This is a genomic window from Streptomyces sp. NPDC101110 (genome assembly GCF_044759525.1).
Taxonomy (GTDB): domain Bacteria; phylum Actinomycetota; class Actinomycetes; order Streptomycetales; family Streptomycetaceae; genus Streptomyces.
The window spans coordinates 139,902-157,265 of sequence record NZ_JBIVZM010000006.1 but is presented as its reverse complement, the minus strand read 5'-3'; the positions used below and the strand labels follow the sequence as shown (position 1 = coordinate 157,265).

The 17,364-nt window shown below is 71.6% G+C and carries 13 protein-coding genes; all 13 read left to right on the top strand.

The features are described 5' to 3' along the window. The first annotated feature begins 9 nt into the window (after nucleotides 1–9). The 13 genes from ACIQU3_RS15940 to ACIQU3_RS15880 all read left to right on the top strand — a co-directional run bounded on the left by ACIQU3_RS15940 (nucleotide 10) and on the right by ACIQU3_RS15880 (nucleotide 17,338). The gene (locus ACIQU3_RS15940; RefSeq protein WP_403925516.1) at nucleotides 10–1,527 is read left to right on the top strand and encodes a sugar ABC transporter ATP-binding protein; all 1,518 of its coding nucleotides are present in this window, start codon (nucleotides 10–12) and stop codon (nucleotides 1,525–1,527) included. Beyond that, nucleotides 1,524–2,540: an ABC transporter permease gene (locus ACIQU3_RS15935; RefSeq protein WP_403733878.1), complete on the top strand. Its 1,017-nt coding sequence runs from the start codon at nucleotides 1,524–1,526 to the stop codon at nucleotides 2,538–2,540. Before ACIQU3_RS15940 ends, ACIQU3_RS15935 begins: the two co-directional genes overlap by 4 nt. Nucleotides 2,541–2,557: 17 nt before the next feature. Beyond that, on the top strand, nucleotides 2,558–3,604 hold the full coding sequence (locus tag ACIQU3_RS15930; RefSeq protein WP_403733882.1) for a substrate-binding domain-containing protein: 1,047 nt from the start codon (nucleotides 2,558–2,560) through the stop codon (nucleotides 3,602–3,604). A 55-nt stretch (nucleotides 3,605–3,659) separates the two neighbouring features. After that, complete coding sequence (locus ACIQU3_RS15925) at nucleotides 3,660–4,871, top strand: Gfo/Idh/MocA family protein (protein WP_403733886.1); 1,212 nt, start codon at nucleotides 3,660–3,662, stop codon at nucleotides 4,869–4,871. 15 nt (nucleotides 4,872–4,886) lie between these two features. Then, nucleotides 4,887–5,885, top strand: coding sequence for a sugar phosphate isomerase/epimerase family protein (locus tag ACIQU3_RS15920; protein WP_403925513.1), 999 nt, complete (start codon nucleotides 4,887–4,889; stop codon nucleotides 5,883–5,885). A 140-nt stretch (nucleotides 5,886–6,025) separates the two neighbouring features. Further along, entirely contained in the window at nucleotides 6,026–9,748 is a 3,723-nt protein-coding gene (locus tag ACIQU3_RS15915) for a ThuA domain-containing protein (RefSeq protein WP_403925511.1), read from the top strand. 86 nt (nucleotides 9,749–9,834) lie between these two features. After that, on the top strand, nucleotides 9,835–11,019 hold the full coding sequence (locus tag ACIQU3_RS15910) for an inositol-3-phosphate synthase (RefSeq protein ID WP_403925508.1): 1,185 nt from the start codon (nucleotides 9,835–9,837) through the stop codon (nucleotides 11,017–11,019). Further along, nucleotides 11,016–12,059 (top strand): SCO3242 family prenyltransferase, encoded by a 1,044-nt coding sequence (locus ACIQU3_RS15905; protein ID WP_403925505.1) that lies wholly within the window; start codon nucleotides 11,016–11,018, stop codon nucleotides 12,057–12,059. The genes ACIQU3_RS15910 and ACIQU3_RS15905 overlap by 4 nt, the downstream gene beginning before the upstream one ends. Beyond that, a complete protein-coding gene (locus ACIQU3_RS15900) occupies nucleotides 12,056–13,036 on the top strand; it encodes a sugar phosphate isomerase/epimerase family protein (RefSeq protein WP_403925502.1) in 981 nt (326 codons plus the stop codon). The genes ACIQU3_RS15905 and ACIQU3_RS15900 overlap by 4 nt, the downstream gene beginning before the upstream one ends. Further along, the gene (locus ACIQU3_RS15895) at nucleotides 13,033–13,779 is read left to right on the top strand and encodes an EboA domain-containing protein (protein WP_403925499.1); all 747 of its coding nucleotides are present in this window, start codon (nucleotides 13,033–13,035) and stop codon (nucleotides 13,777–13,779) included. Before ACIQU3_RS15900 ends, ACIQU3_RS15895 begins: the two co-directional genes overlap by 4 nt. Next, entirely contained in the window at nucleotides 13,779–14,690 is a 912-nt protein-coding gene (locus ACIQU3_RS15890; RefSeq protein ID WP_403925497.1) for a TatD family hydrolase, read from the top strand. Before ACIQU3_RS15895 ends, ACIQU3_RS15890 begins: the two co-directional genes overlap by 1 nt. A 3-nt stretch (nucleotides 14,691–14,693) precedes the next feature. Next, complete coding sequence (gene eboE / locus ACIQU3_RS15885) at nucleotides 14,694–15,863, top strand: metabolite traffic protein EboE (RefSeq protein WP_403925494.1); 1,170 nt, start codon at nucleotides 14,694–14,696, stop codon at nucleotides 15,861–15,863. Beyond that, the gene (locus ACIQU3_RS15880) at nucleotides 15,860–17,338 is read left to right on the top strand and encodes a nucleotide pyrophosphatase/phosphodiesterase family protein (RefSeq protein ID WP_403925492.1); all 1,479 of its coding nucleotides are present in this window, start codon (nucleotides 15,860–15,862) and stop codon (nucleotides 17,336–17,338) included. Before eboE ends, ACIQU3_RS15880 begins: the two co-directional genes overlap by 4 nt. The last annotated feature ends 26 nt before the right edge of the window (nucleotides 17,339–17,364 follow it).

Sequence of the window (17,364 nt, the reverse complement as noted above, 5' to 3'; positions counted from 1 at the left end):
GGAATTCGCATGGCACCAGAACCACCGCTGCTCAGCATGTCCGGCATCACCAAGTCGTTCCCCGGAGTCCGGGCCCTGGACGGAGTCGACCTGGACGTCCAGGCCGGTGAGGTGCACTGTCTCCTCGGCCAGAACGGCGCTGGCAAGTCCACCCTCATCAAGGTGCTGGCCGGCGCCCACCAGCCCGACACCGGAAGCATCCGCTGGCGCGGCGAGGAGGTCACCCTCCGCTCGCCGATCAACGCGATGCGTCTCGGCATCGCCACCATCTACCAGGAACTCGACCTGGTGGAGCACCTGTCGGTCGCCGAGAACGTTCATCTCGGGCACGAGCCGACCACCGCGGGCTTCGTCGTCCGCGGCAGGACGGCCAAGGCGTCGACGGCCGCACTGCTGAAGCGACTCGGTCATGCCGAGATCGATCCCGCCCGGCTCGTGGGACAACTGTCGGCCGCGCAGCAGCAGATCGTGTCCATGGCGCGGGCGCTCTCCCACGACGTGCGGCTCATCGTGATGGACGAGCCGTCCGCCGCTCTCGACCCGGACGAGGTCGACAACCTGTTCCGCATCGTCGGTGATCTGACCGCCGCCGGAGTCGCCGTCGTCTACATCTCGCACCGACTGGAGGAGATCCGCCGGATCGGCGACCGGGTGACCGTCCTGAAGGACGGACGGGCCGTGGCGAACGGGCTCCCGGCGAGATCGACGCCGACCCGCGAGGTCGTCGCCCTGATGACGGGCCGCAACGTCGAGTACGTCTTCCCCGGCCGCCCCCTCTCCCCGCCGCCCGGCGAACCCGTGCTGACCGTCCAAGGGCTGTCCAGGCAGGGCGAATTCGAGCCGCTCGACCTGGAGGTCCGGCCGGGCGAGATCGTCGGCCTCGCCGGACTCGTCGGCTCGGGCCGCTCCGAGATCCTGGAGACCGTCTACGGCGCCCGCAAACCGGCCACCGGTCAGGTGCGGGTCGGCGGCCGGACCCTCAAGCCGGGGAGCGTAAGGGCCGCCGTCCGGGCCGGACTCGGGCTCGCCCCCGAGGAACGCAAGGCGCAGGCCCTGCTGATGCTGGAGTCCGTCACCCGCAACGTGTCGGTCTCCTCCATGTCCCGCTTCGCACGCGGCGGCTGGATCGACCGGGGCGCCGAACTCGGCGCCGCCCGGGCCGCCACCCGCGAGCTGTCGCTGCGGCCCGACAACCCGGCCGTGCCGGTGCGCACCCTGTCCGGCGGCAACCAGCAGAAGGCAGTCCTGGCCCGCTGGCTCCTGCGCGGCTGCAAGGTGCTGCTGCTCGACGAACCCACCCGCGGTGTCGACGTGGGCGCTCGCGCCGAGCTCTACGCGGTCATCCGCCGGCTCGCCGACGAAGGCCTCGCCGTCCTGCTGGTCTCCAGCGAGGTGCCCGAGGTGCTCGGCCTCGCCGACCGCGTGCTGGTGCTGCGCGAGGGCCGGGTCGTCCACACGGCACCCGCGCGCGAACTCGACGAACACCGCGTACTCGACCTGGTCATGGAAGGAAGCCCGGCGTCATGACGCAGCCCGTCTCCCCGCCACGGGACAGCACCGCGAAGGTGCCCGAGGTCCGGCCCCCGGCCTGGCGCGGCCTGCTGGCCCGCGCCGACGTCCGCACCCTCTCCTTGCTCGGCGTGCTCGCCGCGCTGATCGTCGTCGGCGGCATCACCAAGCCCGACGAGTTCCTCGACACCCGTAACCTGCAATTGGTCCTCACCCAGGCCTCCGTGGTCGGCGTCGTCACCGTCGGCATGACCTTCGTCATCGTCTCCGGCGGCATCGACCTGTCGGTCGGCGCGATCGTCGCCCTCGCCTCGGTGTGGGCGACCACGGTCGCCACCCAGGAGTACGGCTTCGCGGGCATCCTCTTCACGGCGATCGTCGTCGGCGTCGGCTGCGGCCTGGTCAACGGGGTGCTCATCGCCTACGGCTCGATGGTGCCGTTCATCGCCACCCTCGCCATGCTGGCCTCCGCCCGTGGCCTCGCCCTGCAGATCACCGACGGCAAGACGCAGATCGTCACCGTGCCGTCCGTCCTCGACCTGGGGGAGCGTGACGCCTACGTCCTCGGCATCCCGCCCCTGGTCCTGGTGTTCGCCGTCGTGACGGTCATCGGCTGGCTGGTGCTCAACCGCACCACCTTCGGCCGCCGCACGGTCGCCGTCGGGGGCAACCCGGAGGCGGCCCGGCTCGCCGGCATCGACGTCCGCCGCCAGCGGCTCTACCTCTATCTGCTGTCCGGGCTGTGCTGCGGCATCGCGGCCTTCCTCCTCATCGTCCTGTCCGGCTCAGGCCAGAACACCAACGGCAACCTGTACGAACTCGACGCCATCGCCGCCGCGATCATCGGCGGCACCCTGCTCACCGGTGGCCGGGGCACCATCACCGGCTCCGTGCTCGGCGTCCTGATCTTCTTCACGATCACCAACATCTTCGCCCTGAACAACCTGCAGAGCGACGTCCAGCAGATCGCCAAGGGCGCGATCATCGTCGCCGCCGTGCTGGTCCAGCGCCGTACCGCGAGCACGACCTGAGGAAAGGGTTGACCGCCATGCCAGAGATCACGAGCCGCAGAGGGCTGCTCTTCGGGGCCGCCGCCGTCTCCGCCGGTGCCCTTCTCACGGGGTGCACGAGCAACGAGCCGTCCGAAGCCGAGGACGAGCCGGCCGGCAACGACCAGCCCGCCGCCGACGACAAGCCCGGCAAGCAGGTCACCATCGGCTTCGCCGGACCGCAGGCCGACCACGGCTGGCTCAACGCCATCAACGACAACGCCAAGAGCCGCGCCGAGAAGTACTCCGACGTCACCCTGGAGATCACCGAGGGTTCCAACGACACCGCCCAGCAGATCGGCCAGATCGAGACCCTCATCAACAAGAAGGTCGACGTCCTGGTCGTGCTGCCCGCCGACGGCAAGGCCCTCACCCAGGTCGGCCTGAAGGCCATGCGGGCCGGCATCCCGGTCGTCAACCTCGACCGGATCTTCAACTCCCCGCAGGCGTACCGCTGCTGGATCGGCGGCGACAACTACGGCATGGGCCTCAACGCCGGGCACTACATCGGCGAGAAACTCAAGGGAAAGTCCGGCGCCCGTGTCATCGAACTGGCGGGCCTGGACAACCTGGAGCTCACCAAGCAGCGCACCCAGGGCTTCGACGACGCCCTGAAGAACTACCCCAACGTCAAGAAGGTCGCCCGGCAGGCCGCCGAGTTCACCGTCGAGTCCGGGCAGGCCAAGATGGCGCAGCTGCTCCAGGCCCAGTCGAAGTTCGACGCGCTGTGGAACCACGACGACGACCAGGGCGTCGGCGCGCTCCGCGCCATCGAGCAGGCCGGGCGCGACGACTTCCTGATGGTCGGCGGCGCCGGCGCGCTCTCCGCGTTCCAGGCCATCAAGCAGGACGACGGTGTCCTCAAGGCGACCGTGCTGTACCCGCCGACCATGGCCGCCTCCGCCATCGACCTGGCCCGCGCCCTCGGCCAGAGCAAGGGCATCGGGGGCCTCGCCGAGTTCGAGATCCCGTCGTCCCTGACCCTCTACTCGGCCGTCGTCGACAAGACCAACGTCGACCAGTACATGTCCACCGGCTTCAAGTGAGCCACCCCGCACCCCCCACGTGCGCCACCCCGACCAGGACGAGGAGGACACCCGTATGGGACAGCCGCAGCAGCAGTCGGAAGGGACCGAGAAAGGCAAGCCACCCCTGCGCGTGGGGATGGTGGGCTACGCCTTCATGGGCGCAGCCCACTCCCAGGGCTGGCGCACCGCGGGCCGCGTCTTCGACCTGCCGCTGAACCCCGTGCAGGCCGTGATCTGCGGCCGGGACGCCGCCGCCGTCCGGGCCGCGGCCGACCGGCACGGCTGGGAGTCCACCGAGACCGACTGGCGGGCCCTCGTCGAACGGGACGACGTCGACCTCGTCGACATCTGCACCCCCGGCGACAGCCACGCCGAGATCGCCCTGGCCGCGCTGGCCGCGGGCAAGCACGTCCTGTGCGAGAAGCCCCTGGCCAACACCGTCGAGGAGGCCACCTCGATGGCGCGGGCCGCCGAGGAGGCCCACGCGCGCGGCCAGGTGGCGATGGTCGGCTTCAACTACCGCCGGGTGCCCGCCACCGCGCAGGCCCGCCGCATGATCGCCGAGGGCCGTCTGGGCAGGCTCAGGCACGTGCGCGTGACGTACCTCCAGGACTGGCTGGTCGACCCGCGGTTCCCGCTGACCTGGCGGCTGCGCAGGGAGCAGGCCGGGTCGGGCTCGCTGGGCGACCTCGGCGCGCACATCGTCGACCTCGCGCAGTACCTGGTGGGGGAGCCGCTGGCAGGCGTCTCCGCGCTCACGGAGACCTTCGTACGGGAGAGGCCCCTGCCCACCGGCGCCACGAGCGGGCTGTCCGCCGTCACCTCCGCCGGCACCGGGCTGGTCACCGTCGACGACGCCGCCCTCTTCACGGCCCGCTTCCCCTCCGGCGCCCTCGCCTCCTTCGAGGCCACCCGCTACGCCACCGGCCGCAAGAACGCCCTGCGCATCGAAGTCAACGGGGAGCGCGGCTCGCTCGCCTTCGACCTGGAGCGGCTCAACGAGCTGTCCTTCCACGACGCCACCACGCCCGGCGCGGAGGCGGGCTTCCGCCGGATCCTCGTCACCGAACCCGACCACCCCTACCTGGACGCCTGGTGGCCGCCCGGCCACGGCCTCGGCTACGAGCACACCTTCGTCCACCAGGCCCGCGACCTCGTCCACACCATCGCCGAGGGACGCCGACCGGAGCCGTCCTTCACCGACGGGCTCCAGGTGCAGCGCGTGCTCGCCGCTGTCGAGGAGAGCGCCGAGAAGAACTCCGTCTACACGCCGATCGCGGTCTGAGGAGGGCCTGTTCCGATGCCCCGCACCTTCACGCTCTTCACCGGCCAGTGGGCGGACCTGCCCCTGGAGGAGGTCTGCCGCCTGGCCCGCGACTTCGGCTACGACGGCCTCGAACTCGCCTGCTGGGGCGACCACTTCGAAGTCGACAAGGCACTCGCCGACCCGTCGTACCTGGACGGCCGCCGGGCCCTGCTCGACAAGTACGGCCTGAAGTGCTGGGCCATCTCCAACCACCTGGTGGGCCAGGCGGTCTGCGACGCCATCATCGACGAACGCCACCAGGCCATCGTGCCGGGAGAGGTGTGGGGCGACGGAGACCCGGAGGGTGTCCGGCAGCGCGCCGCCGAGCGCATGAAGGACACCGCCCGGGCTGCGGCCGCCTTCGGCGTGAACACCGTCATCGGGTTCACCGGCTCCGCCATCTGGCACCTGGTCGCCATGTTCCCGCCCGCGCCCGAGACGATGATCGAACGCGGCTACCAGGACTTCGCCGACCGCTGGAACCCGATCCTCGACGTCTTCGACGCCGAGGGCGTGCGGTTCGCACACGAGGTCCACCCCAGCGAGATCGCCTACGACTACTGGACCACGCAGCGCGCCCTGGAAGCCGTCGGCCGGCGCCCCGCCTTCGGCCTCAACTTCGACCCTTCGCACTTCGTGTGGCAGGACCTCGATCCGGTCGGCTTCCTCTGGGACTTCCGCGACCGGATCTACCACGTCGACTGCAAAGAGGCCCGCAAGCGCCTCGACGGACGCAACGGCCGGCTCGGCTCCCACCTGCCCTGGGGCGACCCGCGGCGCGGCTGGGACTTCGTATCCGCCGGGCACGGCGACGTCCCCTGGGAGGACGTCTTCCGCATGCTGCGCTCCATCGACTACACGGGCCCGGTCTCCGTCGAGTGGGAGGACGCCGGCATGGACCGGCTCCAAGGGGCGCCCGAAGCGCTGACCCGGCTCAAGGCCTTCGACTTCGAACCACCCACCGCGTCCTTCGACGCCGCGTTCAACAGCTGAACCACCAGCTCACCTTCCGACCTGCCGTGACCCGCTCAAGGCACGGCACCCACACCTCCGGGGTGACGGCGCACCCCGGCGCCCGCACCGCACGCTTCGCACCCACCCCGTACGGCCCACCCCGTTCCCGGAGGGACTTCGTGCACAGAACCAGACCCGGAAGCACCCGCATCCCCAGGCGTACCGGACTTCGCACCACCGTCGCCCTGTTCACCGGCCTGCTTCTCGCCGTCGGAACCCCCGCCACCGTCGCCGGCGCCCACCCCGGGCACCCGGAACACGACGAACCGGCGGCCGCCGAGGGCCAGTTCCAGCAGGTACCACTCGCCAAAGGCGAACCCGAGACCGGCGAACCCATGTCGCTCGCCGTCCTCCCGGACCGCAGCGTCCTGCACACCTCACGCGACGGCACGCTGCGCCTCACCGACCAGGGCGGCGTCACCAAGATCGCCGGCAAACTCGACGTGTACAGCCACGACGAGGAAGGTCTCCAGGGCGTCGGCATCGACCCGGACTTCAAGAACAACCGGGCGATCTATCTGTACTACGCCCCGCCCCTCGACACCCCGGCGGGCGACGCCCCGGAGACCGGCACCGCCGACGACTTCAAGAAGTTCGACGGCGTCAACCGCCTCTCCCGCTTCGTCCTCAACGCCAACGGCACGCTGAACCTGGCCAGCGAGAAGAAGGTCCTGGACGTCTCCGCCTCCCGGGGCACCTGCTGCCACGTCGGCGGCGACATCGACTTCGACAAGGACGGCAACCTCTACCTGTCGACCGGCGACGACACCAACCCCTTCGCCTCCGACGGCTACACCCCGATCGACGACCGGCCGAACCGCAACCCGGCCTTCGACGCCCGCCGCAGCGCCGGCAACACCAACGACCTGCGCGGCAAGATCCTGCGCATCAAGGTCGCCGAGGACGGGTCCTACACCGTCCCGGAGGGCAACCTCTTCGCCCCCGGCACCGACCGGACCCGTCCCGAGATCTACGCGATGGGCTTCCGCAACCCCTTCCGCATGAGCGTCGACGACAAGACCGGCACCGTCTACGTCGGCGACTACGGCCCCGACGCCGGCGCCGCCGACCCCAAGCGCGGCCCGGGCGGACAGGTCGAGTTCGCCAAGGTCACCAAGGCCGCCAACTTCGGCTGGCCCTTCTGCACCGGCGACAACGACCCTTACGTCGACTACGACTTCGCCACCAAGGAGTCCGGCGAGACGTTCGACTGCGACGCCCCGAAGAACACCTCCCCGCACAACACGGGCCTCACCGACCTGCCGCCCGCGCAGGCCGCCTGGATCCCGTACGACGGCGGCTCCGTGCCCGAGTTCGGCAGCGGCTCCGAGTCCCCGATGGGCGGCCCGGTCTACCGCTACGACCCCGAGCTGAACTCCGGTGTGAAGTTCCCCGAGGCCTACGACGGCGACTTCTTCGCCGGTGAGTTCGGGCGTCGCTGGATCAAGCGCATCGAGCAGAACGCGGACGGGTCCGTCGCGAAGATCAACGACTTCCCGTGGACCGGCACCCAGATCATGGACATGGAGTTCGGCCCGGACGGCGCCCTCTACGTCCTCGACTACGGCCTCTCCTGGTTCCAGGGCGACAAGGACTCCGCGCTGTACCGGATCGAGAACGCCGAGGACGGCTTCTCGCCGATCGCGGAGGTGAGCGCCGACAAGACGTCCGGCGCGGCCGGACTGAAGGTCACGTTCACCGCCTCCGCCAAGGACGCAGACTCCACGGGTCTCACCTACAGCTGGGACTTCGGCGACGGCACCAAGGGCGAGGGCCTCAACCCCACCCACAAGTACAAGAAGGTCGGCACCTACAGCGCCACCTTCACCGCCAAGGACCCCGAGGGCAACACCGGCAACGCCAGCGTCCGCATCGTCGTCGGCAACACCGAGCCGAAGGTGACGATCGAAACCCCGGGCAACGGCAGCATGGCCGCCTTCGGCAGGCCCGTCCCGTTCAGGGTGAAGGTCACCGACCCCGAGGAGACCGTCGACTGCTCCAAGGTCAAGGTCACCTACAGCCTCGGCCACGACTCCCACGCCCACGAACTGACCAGCGAGATGGGCTGCGAGGGCACTCTGACCCCGCCCCCCGGTGACGGCGGCCACGACCCCAACGCCAACATCTACGGCGTCGTCGGCGCGAGCTACACCGACGGCGGGGCAAGCGGCCAGGAGGCCCTGCCCGGCACCGCCCGCACCGTGCTCCAGCCGCTGCACCGCCAGGGCGAGCACTTCACCGCCCAGTCGGGCGTCTCGGTCATCACCAAGACCGGCGCCAACGGCGGCAAGACCGTCGGCGACATCCACGACGGCGACTGGATCTCCTTCAGCCCCTACCGGTTCGACGGAGAGAAGAAGATGACCGTACGGGCCTCCTCCGGCGGCGCGGGCGGCTTCGTCGAACTGCGCACCGGCTCGCCCGACGGACCCCTGCACGGCTCGGCCCACATCCCGCCGACCGGCGGCTGGGAGACCTTCCAGAACATCGACGTGCCGCTGCGCTCGCTGCCGAAGAAGACCACCGACATTTACCTGGTCTTCAAGGGCGGCGAAGGCGCGCTGTACGACGTGGACGACTTCGAGTTCTCCAAGGAGCCGTTCAAGGGTGGCAAGAAGGTCCTGGTCTTCTCCAAGACGGCCGGCTTCCGGCACGATTCCATCCCGGCGGGCATCACCGCCCTGAAGGAGCTCGGCGGCCCGGCCGGCATCACCGTCGACGCCACCGAGGAAGCACGCCAGTTCACCACGACCAACCTCGCCAAGTACGACGCGGTGGCCTTCCTTTCCACCACCGGCGACGTCCTCAACGCCGAGCAGCAGAAGGCCTTCGAGGACTATGTGGCAGGCGGTGGTGGCTACATGGGCATCCACGCGGCCGCCGACACCGAGTACGACTGGGAGTTCTACGGCGGCCTCGTCGGCGCCTACTTCCAGTCCCACCCTGCCATCCAGAAGGCCACCGTCCGCGTCGAGGACCACGACCACCCGTCGACCGCGCACCTGGACGACGCCTGGGAACGCACCGACGAGTGGTACAACTACCGCACCAACCCGCGGGAGAAGGCCAAGGTCCTCGCCACCCTGGACGAGACCACCTACCAGGGCGGCACCATGAAGGGCGACCACCCGATCGCCTGGTGCCAGAGCTACGGAGGCGGCCGGTCCTTCTACACCGGCGGCGGCCACACCAAGGAGTCCTACGCCGACACCGCCTTCCGCGCCCACCTGCTCGGCGGCCTGCAGTACGCCACCGGCCAGGTGAAGGCGGACTGCAAGCCGGGCAAGGACTACCGGAAGATCTTCAACGGCCGGACCCTGGACGGCTGGAAGCAGGCCGGCCCCGGCACGTTCAACGTCAAGGACGGCACCCTGGAGACCGAGGGCGGCATGGGCCTGCTCTGGTACCAGGCCAAGGAGCTGAAGTCGTACTCCCTCAAGCTCGACTGGAGGATGCAGGGCGACGACAACTCCGGGATCTTCGTGGGCTTCCCCGCCTCCGACGACCCCTGGTCCGCGGTGAACAAGGGCTACGAGATCCAGATCGACGCCACGGACGCGCCCGAGCGCACCACGGGCTCCGTCTACTCGTTCAAGTCGGCGAACATCAAGGCCCGCGACCAGGTCCTGCGGCCGCCCGGCCAGTGGAACTCCTACGAGATCAAGGTCCAGGGCGAACGCCTCCAGGTGTTCCTCAACGGAGTCAGGATCAACGACTTCACCAACAAGAACCCCGAGCGGAGCCTGACCGACGGCTACATCGGCCTGCAGAACCACGGCGCCGACGACCAGGTCTCCTTCCGCAACATCCAGCTGAAGGAACTGCCCGTCCAGGGTCAGTGAACGGCGGCGGGCGGGGGACGCCGGACCCCCGCCCGCCGTCCCCGTCCCGCTCCCCCCGTGGCTCGCGCACGATCAGGAGGCTGCCCATGTCCGCGTCCCTCTCCCGACCGCGTGTGGGGGTGTGGCTGATCGGAGCCCGCGGCTCCGTCGCCACCACCGTCGTCACGGGGTGCGCCGCCGTCGCCGCCGGACTGCACCCGCCCACCGGCATGGTCACCGAGGCACCCGCGTTCACCGACAGCGGCCTGCCCGCACTGACCGACCTCGTCTTCGGCGGGCACGACACCCTCGACTGCCCGCTGCCCAAACGCGCCGAGACCCTCACCGCCGGCGGCGTCCTCCCACCCGGCGTGGCCACCGCCGTCACCGCCGAACTTGCCGCCGCCGACCGGGAGATCAGGCCCGGCGGGCCCACCGCCGGGGACACCAGGACCGAGGCCGAACTGGTCACGGCCTTCACCGACGACCTGCGCGACTTCCTGCACCGCCACGAGCTGGAGCGGGCCGTGGTCGTGAACGTCGCCTCCACCGAACCCGCCTCCCAGGGGTCCGGCGCCCCGCTGCCGGCCAGCACCCTCTACGCCCTGGCCGCCCTGCGCGCGGGCTGCCCCTACGTCAACTTCACCCCCTCCGAGGGCATGCACCACCCGGTCGCCGCCCGCGAGGCCGAGGACAGTGGCCTGCCCCACGCCGGGCGGGACGGCAAGACCGGACAGACGCTCCTGCGGGCCGTGCTCGGCCCGATGTTCGCCCAGCGGGCCCTGAGGGTCCGGGCCTGGTCCGGCACGAACCTGCTCGGCGGCGGCGACGGCGCCGCCCTCGCCGACCCGGCCGCCGCGGCGGCGAAGAACGCCGGCAAGGAACGCGTCCTCGCCGACACCCTCGGTACTGTCCCCGAGGGTCAGGTCCACATCGACGACGTGCCCGCCCTCGGCGACTGGAAGACCGCCTGGGACCACATCGCCTTCGACGGCTTCCTCGGCACCCGCATGATCCTCCAGACCACCTGGCAGGGCTGCGACTCGGCTCTGGCCGCGCCCCTGGTGCTGGACCTGGCCCGCCTGACCGCCCGCGCCCACCAGGCAGGGCTGTCCGGCCCCCTCGGAGCGCTCGGCTTCTACTTCAAGGACCCGGTGGGGAACGGGCCGTCGGGCCTGTCCGAGCAGTACGAGGAACTGATCCGGTTCGGGCGTGGCCTCGGGCCGGGCGACCCGGAGGGCCGCGGCACACGGCCGGTGAGGGACACCGAGGAGTCAGGCGGAGCCCTGTGACGCCGCGCGAGCGCCCTGGCGGCCGCCCCGACGGATTTCCCGCAGCCACCCCGGGAGACACCGCCGCCGGCCCAGCTCCCCACACACGCACCGGCAGCCCCGGCCGGCACCGCGTCCGCGCCTGGGCCGAACTCCTGCGGCTGCCCGCCCTGTTCACCGTCCCCGGGGACGCCCTGGCCGGAACGGCGGCATCCGGCGCACGTCCCACATCCCGCACCCTGCTCGCCATCGCCTCCTCCCTCTGCCTGTACGAGGCCGGCATGGCCCTCAACGACTGGGCCGACCGCGACGTCGACGCCGTCGAACGCCCGCACCGCCCCCTGCCCTCAGGCCGCATCCGCCCCACCGCCGCCCTCACCGCGGCCGGAGCCCTCACCGGGGCCGGGCTGGCCCTGGCCGCCCGCGCCGGCCGGCCCGCCCTCGCTGTCGCCGCACCCCTGGCCGCGACAGTCTGGGCCTACGACCTGGGCCTGAAACGCACGCCCGCCGGCCCCCTGGCCATGGGCACCGCCCGGAGCCTGGACCTGCTCCTGGGAGCCGCGGCCACCACCGGCCGGACCCGGGAGGCCCTGCCCTCCGCCGCCCTCCTCGGCACCCACACGCTGGCCGTCACCACCGTCTCCCGCCAGGAAGCACAGGGCGGCCCGCACCTGCCTCCGCTGGCGGCCCTCGCCACGACCACGCTGCTCACCCGACTGGTCACCCGCCGCCCCGGCACCCCGGCCGACGGCCGCAGGCATGCGACCCCGCGCGCCCGGACAGGCCTCCGGCCGGCCCGGTGGCCAGACCCCGAGCCGGGGGTGCTGCTCACCACCGCCCTCGGCGCCGTCTACGCCGCGACGACCGCCCGCCCCTATTTCCACGCCACCCTGAACCCCTCACCCCCTCTCACCCAGCGCGCCGTCGGGGCCGGCATCCGCGCCACCATTCCCCTGCAGGCCACCCTCGCCGCCCGCTCCAGGGGCACCGCCACCGCCCTCCTCATCACGGCCCTCGCGCCCCTCGGAGCCCGCTTCGCGAAGAAGGTGAGCGTCACATGAGCTCCGAAGCCGACGCCCCCGAGAACCGGATCGGCGCCGCCCCCGACCTCCGCTTCGGCTACGGCACCAACGGCCTCGCCGACCTCCGGCTCGACGACGCCCTCGCCCTCCTCGCAGACCTCGGCTACGACGGCGTCGGCCTGACCCTCGACCACATGCACCTCGACCCGCTCGCACCCGACCTCGCCGCCCGCACCCGCCGGGTCGCGCACCGGCTGGGCACACTCGGGCTGGGCGTCACCGTCGAGACCGGTGCCCGCTATGTGCTCGACCCGCGCCGCAAGCACGGCCCGTCCCTGCTGGACCCGGACCCCGAAGACCGGGCCCGCCGCGCCGACCTCCTCCTGCGGGCCGTCAGGGTCGCCGCCGACCTCGGCGCGCACGCGGTCCACTGCTTCAGCGGAACCGTCCCGCAGGGCACCGCCACGGACATCGCGTGGAAACGCCTCACCGAGGCCCTGACCCCCGTTTTGGACGCAGCCGCCCGCGCAGGTGTCCCGCTCGCCGTCGAACCCGAACCGGGCCACCTCCTGGCCACCCTGGCCGACTTCCACCACTTGCGCGGAGCCCTCGGCGACCCCGAAGCCCTCGGCCTCACCCTGGACATCGGACACTGCCAGTGCCTCGAACCCCTCGCACCGGCCGACTGCGTGCGGACCGTCGCCCCCTGGCTGCGACACGTCCAGATCGAGGACATGCGGCGCGGCGTCCACGAGCACCTCCCCTTCGGAGACGGAGAGATCGACTTCCCGCCCGTCCTGGCGGCCCTCGCCGCCACCGGCTACCAGGGACTGACCGTCGTCGAACTGCCCCGCCACTCCCATGCCGGCCCGCACTTCGCCGCCCACTCCCTCCCCTTCCTCCGCCACGCCGAGCGGACCGCGGCCACCGCTGCCCCTGCTTCCGCTCCGCCCCGCCGGCAGGCCGCGCCACCCCACGGCGCTCCCTCCACCACCCCCGAAGGGAGCAGCAGATGACCCACCCCCGCGCCATCCCCGCGGCGAGCACCGGAAGAACCCATGATGCCCCGGGCACCAGCCCCCACACCGGCCGAACCACCCCTGGCAGCATCCTCACCCCCTCCCTTCGCGACCTGCGCCGACACCTCACCAGCCGCCTCGACCCTGACGCCCGCACCTGGCTCGACCACGCCCTCGACGAGGCCGCCGCCCACCCCGGCCTCCACGGACCCATCTCCGTCTGGGAACTACGCCTCGCCGAAGCGGCCCGGCGCTGCGGCCCCGCCCACGCCGACGCCGCACGCGTCCTCATCCTGGACGCGGCCCGTGCCGGCACCGACGCCCTCACCCGGGTGTACTTCCAGGGCACCGCCGACGAACGCCGAGCCGTACTGCACGCCCTGCCCCACCTCGTCTCCGGCCCGGACGCCCTCCCACTGGTCGAGGACGCCCTGCGCACCAACGACACCCGGCTCCTCGCAGCCGCTGTCGGGCCCTACGCCGCCCGGCACCTGACCGCCCACGCCTGGCGCCACGCCGTGCTGAAGTGCCTGTTCACCGGCGTGCCCGTCGACCACGTGGCGGACCTTCCGCGGCGCGCCGCCGGCGACCGCGAACTCGCCCGCATGCTGGGCGACTACGCCGCTGAACGCACCGCAGCCGGCCGCACCGCCCCCGAGGACCTGTACCGCGTCCTGGACCTGACCGAGTCCGTGCACCACACACCCGGCACGGACCACCCCCACGGCAAGGAGTCCTGATGCGCATCTTCGACCCCCACATCCACATGTCGTCCCGCACCACCGACGACTACGAGGCCATGCACGCCGCCGGTGTGCGCGCCGTCGTGGAGCCGTCCTTCTGGCTCGGCCAGCCGCGTACCTCGCCCGCCTCCTTCCGTGACTACTTCGACTCCCTCCTCGGCTGGGAGCCCTTCCGCGCCGCCCAGTACGGCATCGCCCACCACTGCACGATCGCCCTCAATCCCAAGGAGGCCAACGACCCGCGCTGCCTGCCCGTCCTCGACGAACTGCCCCGGTATCTCGTCAAGGACAACGTCGTGGCGGTCGGAGAGATCGGCTACGACTCCATGACCCCGGCGGAGGACACCGCCCTCGCCGCGCAGCTCCAGCTCGCCGCCGATCACGGCCTGCCCGCCCTCGTGCACACCCCGCACCGCGACAAACTCGCCGGGCTGCGCCGCACCCTCGACGTCGTCCGGGAGTCCGCACTGGCGCCGGACCGGGTCCTCGTCGACCACCTCAACGAGACCACCGTCAAGGAGGCCAGGGACAGCGGCTGCTGGCTCGGCTTCTCCGTCTATCCGGACACCAAGATGGACGAGGAGCGCATGGTCGCCGTCCTGCGCGCCCACGGCACCGGGCAGATCCTGGTGAACTCCGCCGCCGACTGGGGGAAGAGCGACCCCCTCAAGACCCGCAAGGTCGGCGACCTCATGCTGGCCGAGGGCTTCGACGAGGACGACGTCGACCAGGTGCTGTGGCGCAACCCCGTCGCCTTCTACGGGCTCAGCGGCCGGCTGAACCTCGACGTCACCGGCACGGACGCCACCCACGAGGGCAACTCCATCCTCCGCGGCGCCCCGAAGGATCCGCACGAGCCGGTCACCGGCCCCGGCACACCGGACCGCGTCCCCGCCGCGGAGGCGTGAGCCATGCGCTTCCGCCACCCCGACGGCTCCACCGTCCACCTCGCCTACTGCACCAACGTCCACCCCGCTGAAACCCTCGACGGCGTCCTTGCCCAGCTCCGCGACCACTGCGAGCCCGTCCGCCGACGCCTGGGCCGCGACCGGCTGGGCATCGGGCTGTGGCTCGCCAAGGACGCCGCCCACGCACTCGTCACCGACCCCTCCGCACTGCGCAAGCTGCGCACCGAACTCGACCGGCGCGGCCTCGAGGTCGTCACCCTCAACGGCTTCCCCTATGAGGGCTTCGGCGCCGAGGAGGTCAAGTACCGCGTCTACAAACCGGATTGGGCCGACCCGGAACGCCTCGACCACACCACCGCCCTGGCCCGAGTGCTCGCCGGCCTCCTCCCGGACGACGTCACCGACGGGACCATCTCCACACTGCCCCTCGCCTGGCGCACCGCGTACGACGACGCGCGCGCCGAGACCGCCCGCACGGCGCTGCGCACCCTCGCCGAACGCCTCGACGCCCTCGAGGAACTCACCGGTCGCTCCCTCCGCGTGGGGCTGGAACCGGAACCCGGCTGCGTCGTCGAGACCACCCGCGACGCCATCGCCCCGCTCACCGCGATCGGCCACGATCGCATCGGCCTGTGCCTCGACACCTGCCATCTCGCCACCTCCTTCGAAGACCCGCACACCGCCCTGGACGCGCTCGCCGCAGCCCGCGTCCCCGTTGTCAAATCCCAGCTCTCCGCGGCCCTGCACGCCGAGCACCCCCATCTCCCGGAGGTACGCGAAGCGCTCGCCGCCTTCGCCGAACCCCGCTTCCTGCACCAGACCCGCACGGCGACCGCCGCCGGGCTGCGCGCCACCGACGACCTCGACGAGGCCCTCGCCGGACACGCCCTGCCGGACGCCTCGCCCTGGCGCGCCCACTTCCACGTCCCCCTGCACGCGGCACCCGCCGCACCTCTCACCTCCACCCTCACGGTCCTTTCCTCCGCCCTGACCCGGCTCGTCGGCGGCCCGGCCCCGCTCACCCGCCACCTGGAGGTCGAGACCTACACCTGGCAGGCTCTCCCACCCGAGCTGCGCCCCAGGGGCCGCTCCCAGCTCGCCGACGGCATCGCCGCCGAACTCGCCCTCGCCCGCGACCTGCTGACGGACCTCGGCCTGAAGGAGCTGCCATGAGCACCGGCCCCGACGAGCACCCGGAACCGGCCATCGCCGATCCGGCAGCCTCACTTCCGTCCGCAACCGACCCGGCCGCCCCGCTCCCGGCCGCCACAGACCGCCCCACCCCGCTCCTCGTACTGGACGTCGTCGGCCTCACCCCCCGTCTCCTCGACCACATGCCCCACCTCAAGTCGCTCGGCCAGTCCGGCTCCCGCGCCCCGCTGGGCACCGTCCTGCCGGCGGTGACCTGTGCCGCCCAGTCCACCTTCCTCACCGGCGCCATGCCCTCGGAGCACGGCATCGTCGGCAACGGCTGGTACTTCCGCGAACTCGGTGACGTCCTGCTGTGGCGCCAGCACAACGGGCTCGTGTCCGGCGACAAGCTCTGGGACGCCGCCCGCCGCGCCCACCCCGGCTACACCGTGGCGAACATCTGCTGGTGGTACGCCATGGGCGCCGACACCGACTTCACGGTCACCCCCCGCCCCGTCTACTACGCCGACGGCCGCAAGGAACCCGACTGCTACACGCGGCCGGCCGCGCTCCACGACGAACTCACCGAAAAACTGGGCACCTTTCCCCTCTTCCACTTCTGGGGCCCCGGAGCCGACCTCGTCTCCAGCCGGTGGATCATCGACGCGACCCGCCACATCATGACCACCCGGCACCCCGACCTGACGCTCTGCTACCTCCCTCACCTCGACTACGACCTGCAGCGGTTCGGCCCCGACGATCCGCGCTCCCTGAAGGCGGCCGCCGACCTGGACACCGCCATGGCCCCTCTGCTGGACGACGCCCGCGCGCAGGGCCGTACCGTCGTCGCCCTGTCCGAGTACGGCATCACCCGCGTGAACCGGCACGTCGACATCAACCGGGCCCTGCGCCGCGCCGGCCTGCTGGAGGTGCACACGCAGGACGGCATGGAGTACCTCGACCCGATGGCGTCACGCGCCTTCGCGGTGGCCGACCACCAGATCGCCCACGTCTACGTGCGCCGCGCCGAGGACCTCGACGCCACCCGGGCCGCACTCGACGGCCTGCCCGGCATCGACCGACTCCTCGACGACGAAGGCAAGAAGGACCACCACCTCGACCATCCGCGCGCCGGCGAACTGGTCGCCGTGGCGGAACCCGACGCCTGGTTCACGTACTACTACTGGCTCGACGACGCCCGCGCGCCCGACTTCGCGCAGCTCGTCGAGATCCACCGCAAACCCGGCTACGACCCGGTCGAACTCTTCATGGATCCCCTCGACCCGTACGTCAAGGTCAAGGCGGCCACCGCACTGGCGCGCAAGAAACTCGGCATGCGCTACCGCATGGCGGTCGTGCCCCTGGACCCCTCACCTATTCGCGGCAGCCACGGCCGCCTCCCGGTGAGCGACGACGACGGTCCGCTCCTCATCTGCTCCACCCCCCGTGCTGTCGGCGACCGCGTCGCGGCCACCGATGTGAAGTCACTGCTGCTCCGACTCGCCGGTCTCACCTGAGGTTCTCACCCTCAGTGTCCAACTGG

Coding starts and splice junctions, on each gene's coding strand:
- ACIQU3_RS15940 (WP_403925516.1), top strand. CDS start 10: ATGGCACCAGAACCACCGCTGCTCAGCATGTCCGGCATCACCAAGTCG.
- ACIQU3_RS15935 (WP_403733878.1), top strand. CDS start 1,524: ATGACGCAGCCCGTCTCCCCGCCACGGGACAGCACCGCGAAGGTGCCC.
- ACIQU3_RS15930 (WP_403733882.1), top strand. CDS start 2,558: ATGCCAGAGATCACGAGCCGCAGAGGGCTGCTCTTCGGGGCCGCCGCC.
- ACIQU3_RS15925 (WP_403733886.1), top strand. CDS start 3,660: ATGGGACAGCCGCAGCAGCAGTCGGAAGGGACCGAGAAAGGCAAGCCA.
- ACIQU3_RS15920 (WP_403925513.1), top strand. CDS start 4,887: ATGCCCCGCACCTTCACGCTCTTCACCGGCCAGTGGGCGGACCTGCCC.
- ACIQU3_RS15910 (WP_403925508.1), top strand. CDS start 9,835: ATGTCCGCGTCCCTCTCCCGACCGCGTGTGGGGGTGTGGCTGATCGGA.
- ACIQU3_RS15900 (WP_403925502.1), top strand. CDS start 12,056: ATGAGCTCCGAAGCCGACGCCCCCGAGAACCGGATCGGCGCCGCCCCC.
- ACIQU3_RS15895 (WP_403925499.1), top strand. CDS start 13,033: ATGACCCACCCCCGCGCCATCCCCGCGGCGAGCACCGGAAGAACCCAT.
- ACIQU3_RS15890 (WP_403925497.1), top strand. CDS start 13,779: ATGCGCATCTTCGACCCCCACATCCACATGTCGTCCCGCACCACCGAC.
- eboE (WP_403925494.1), top strand. CDS start 14,694: ATGCGCTTCCGCCACCCCGACGGCTCCACCGTCCACCTCGCCTACTGC.
- ACIQU3_RS15880 (WP_403925492.1), top strand. CDS start 15,860: ATGAGCACCGGCCCCGACGAGCACCCGGAACCGGCCATCGCCGATCCG.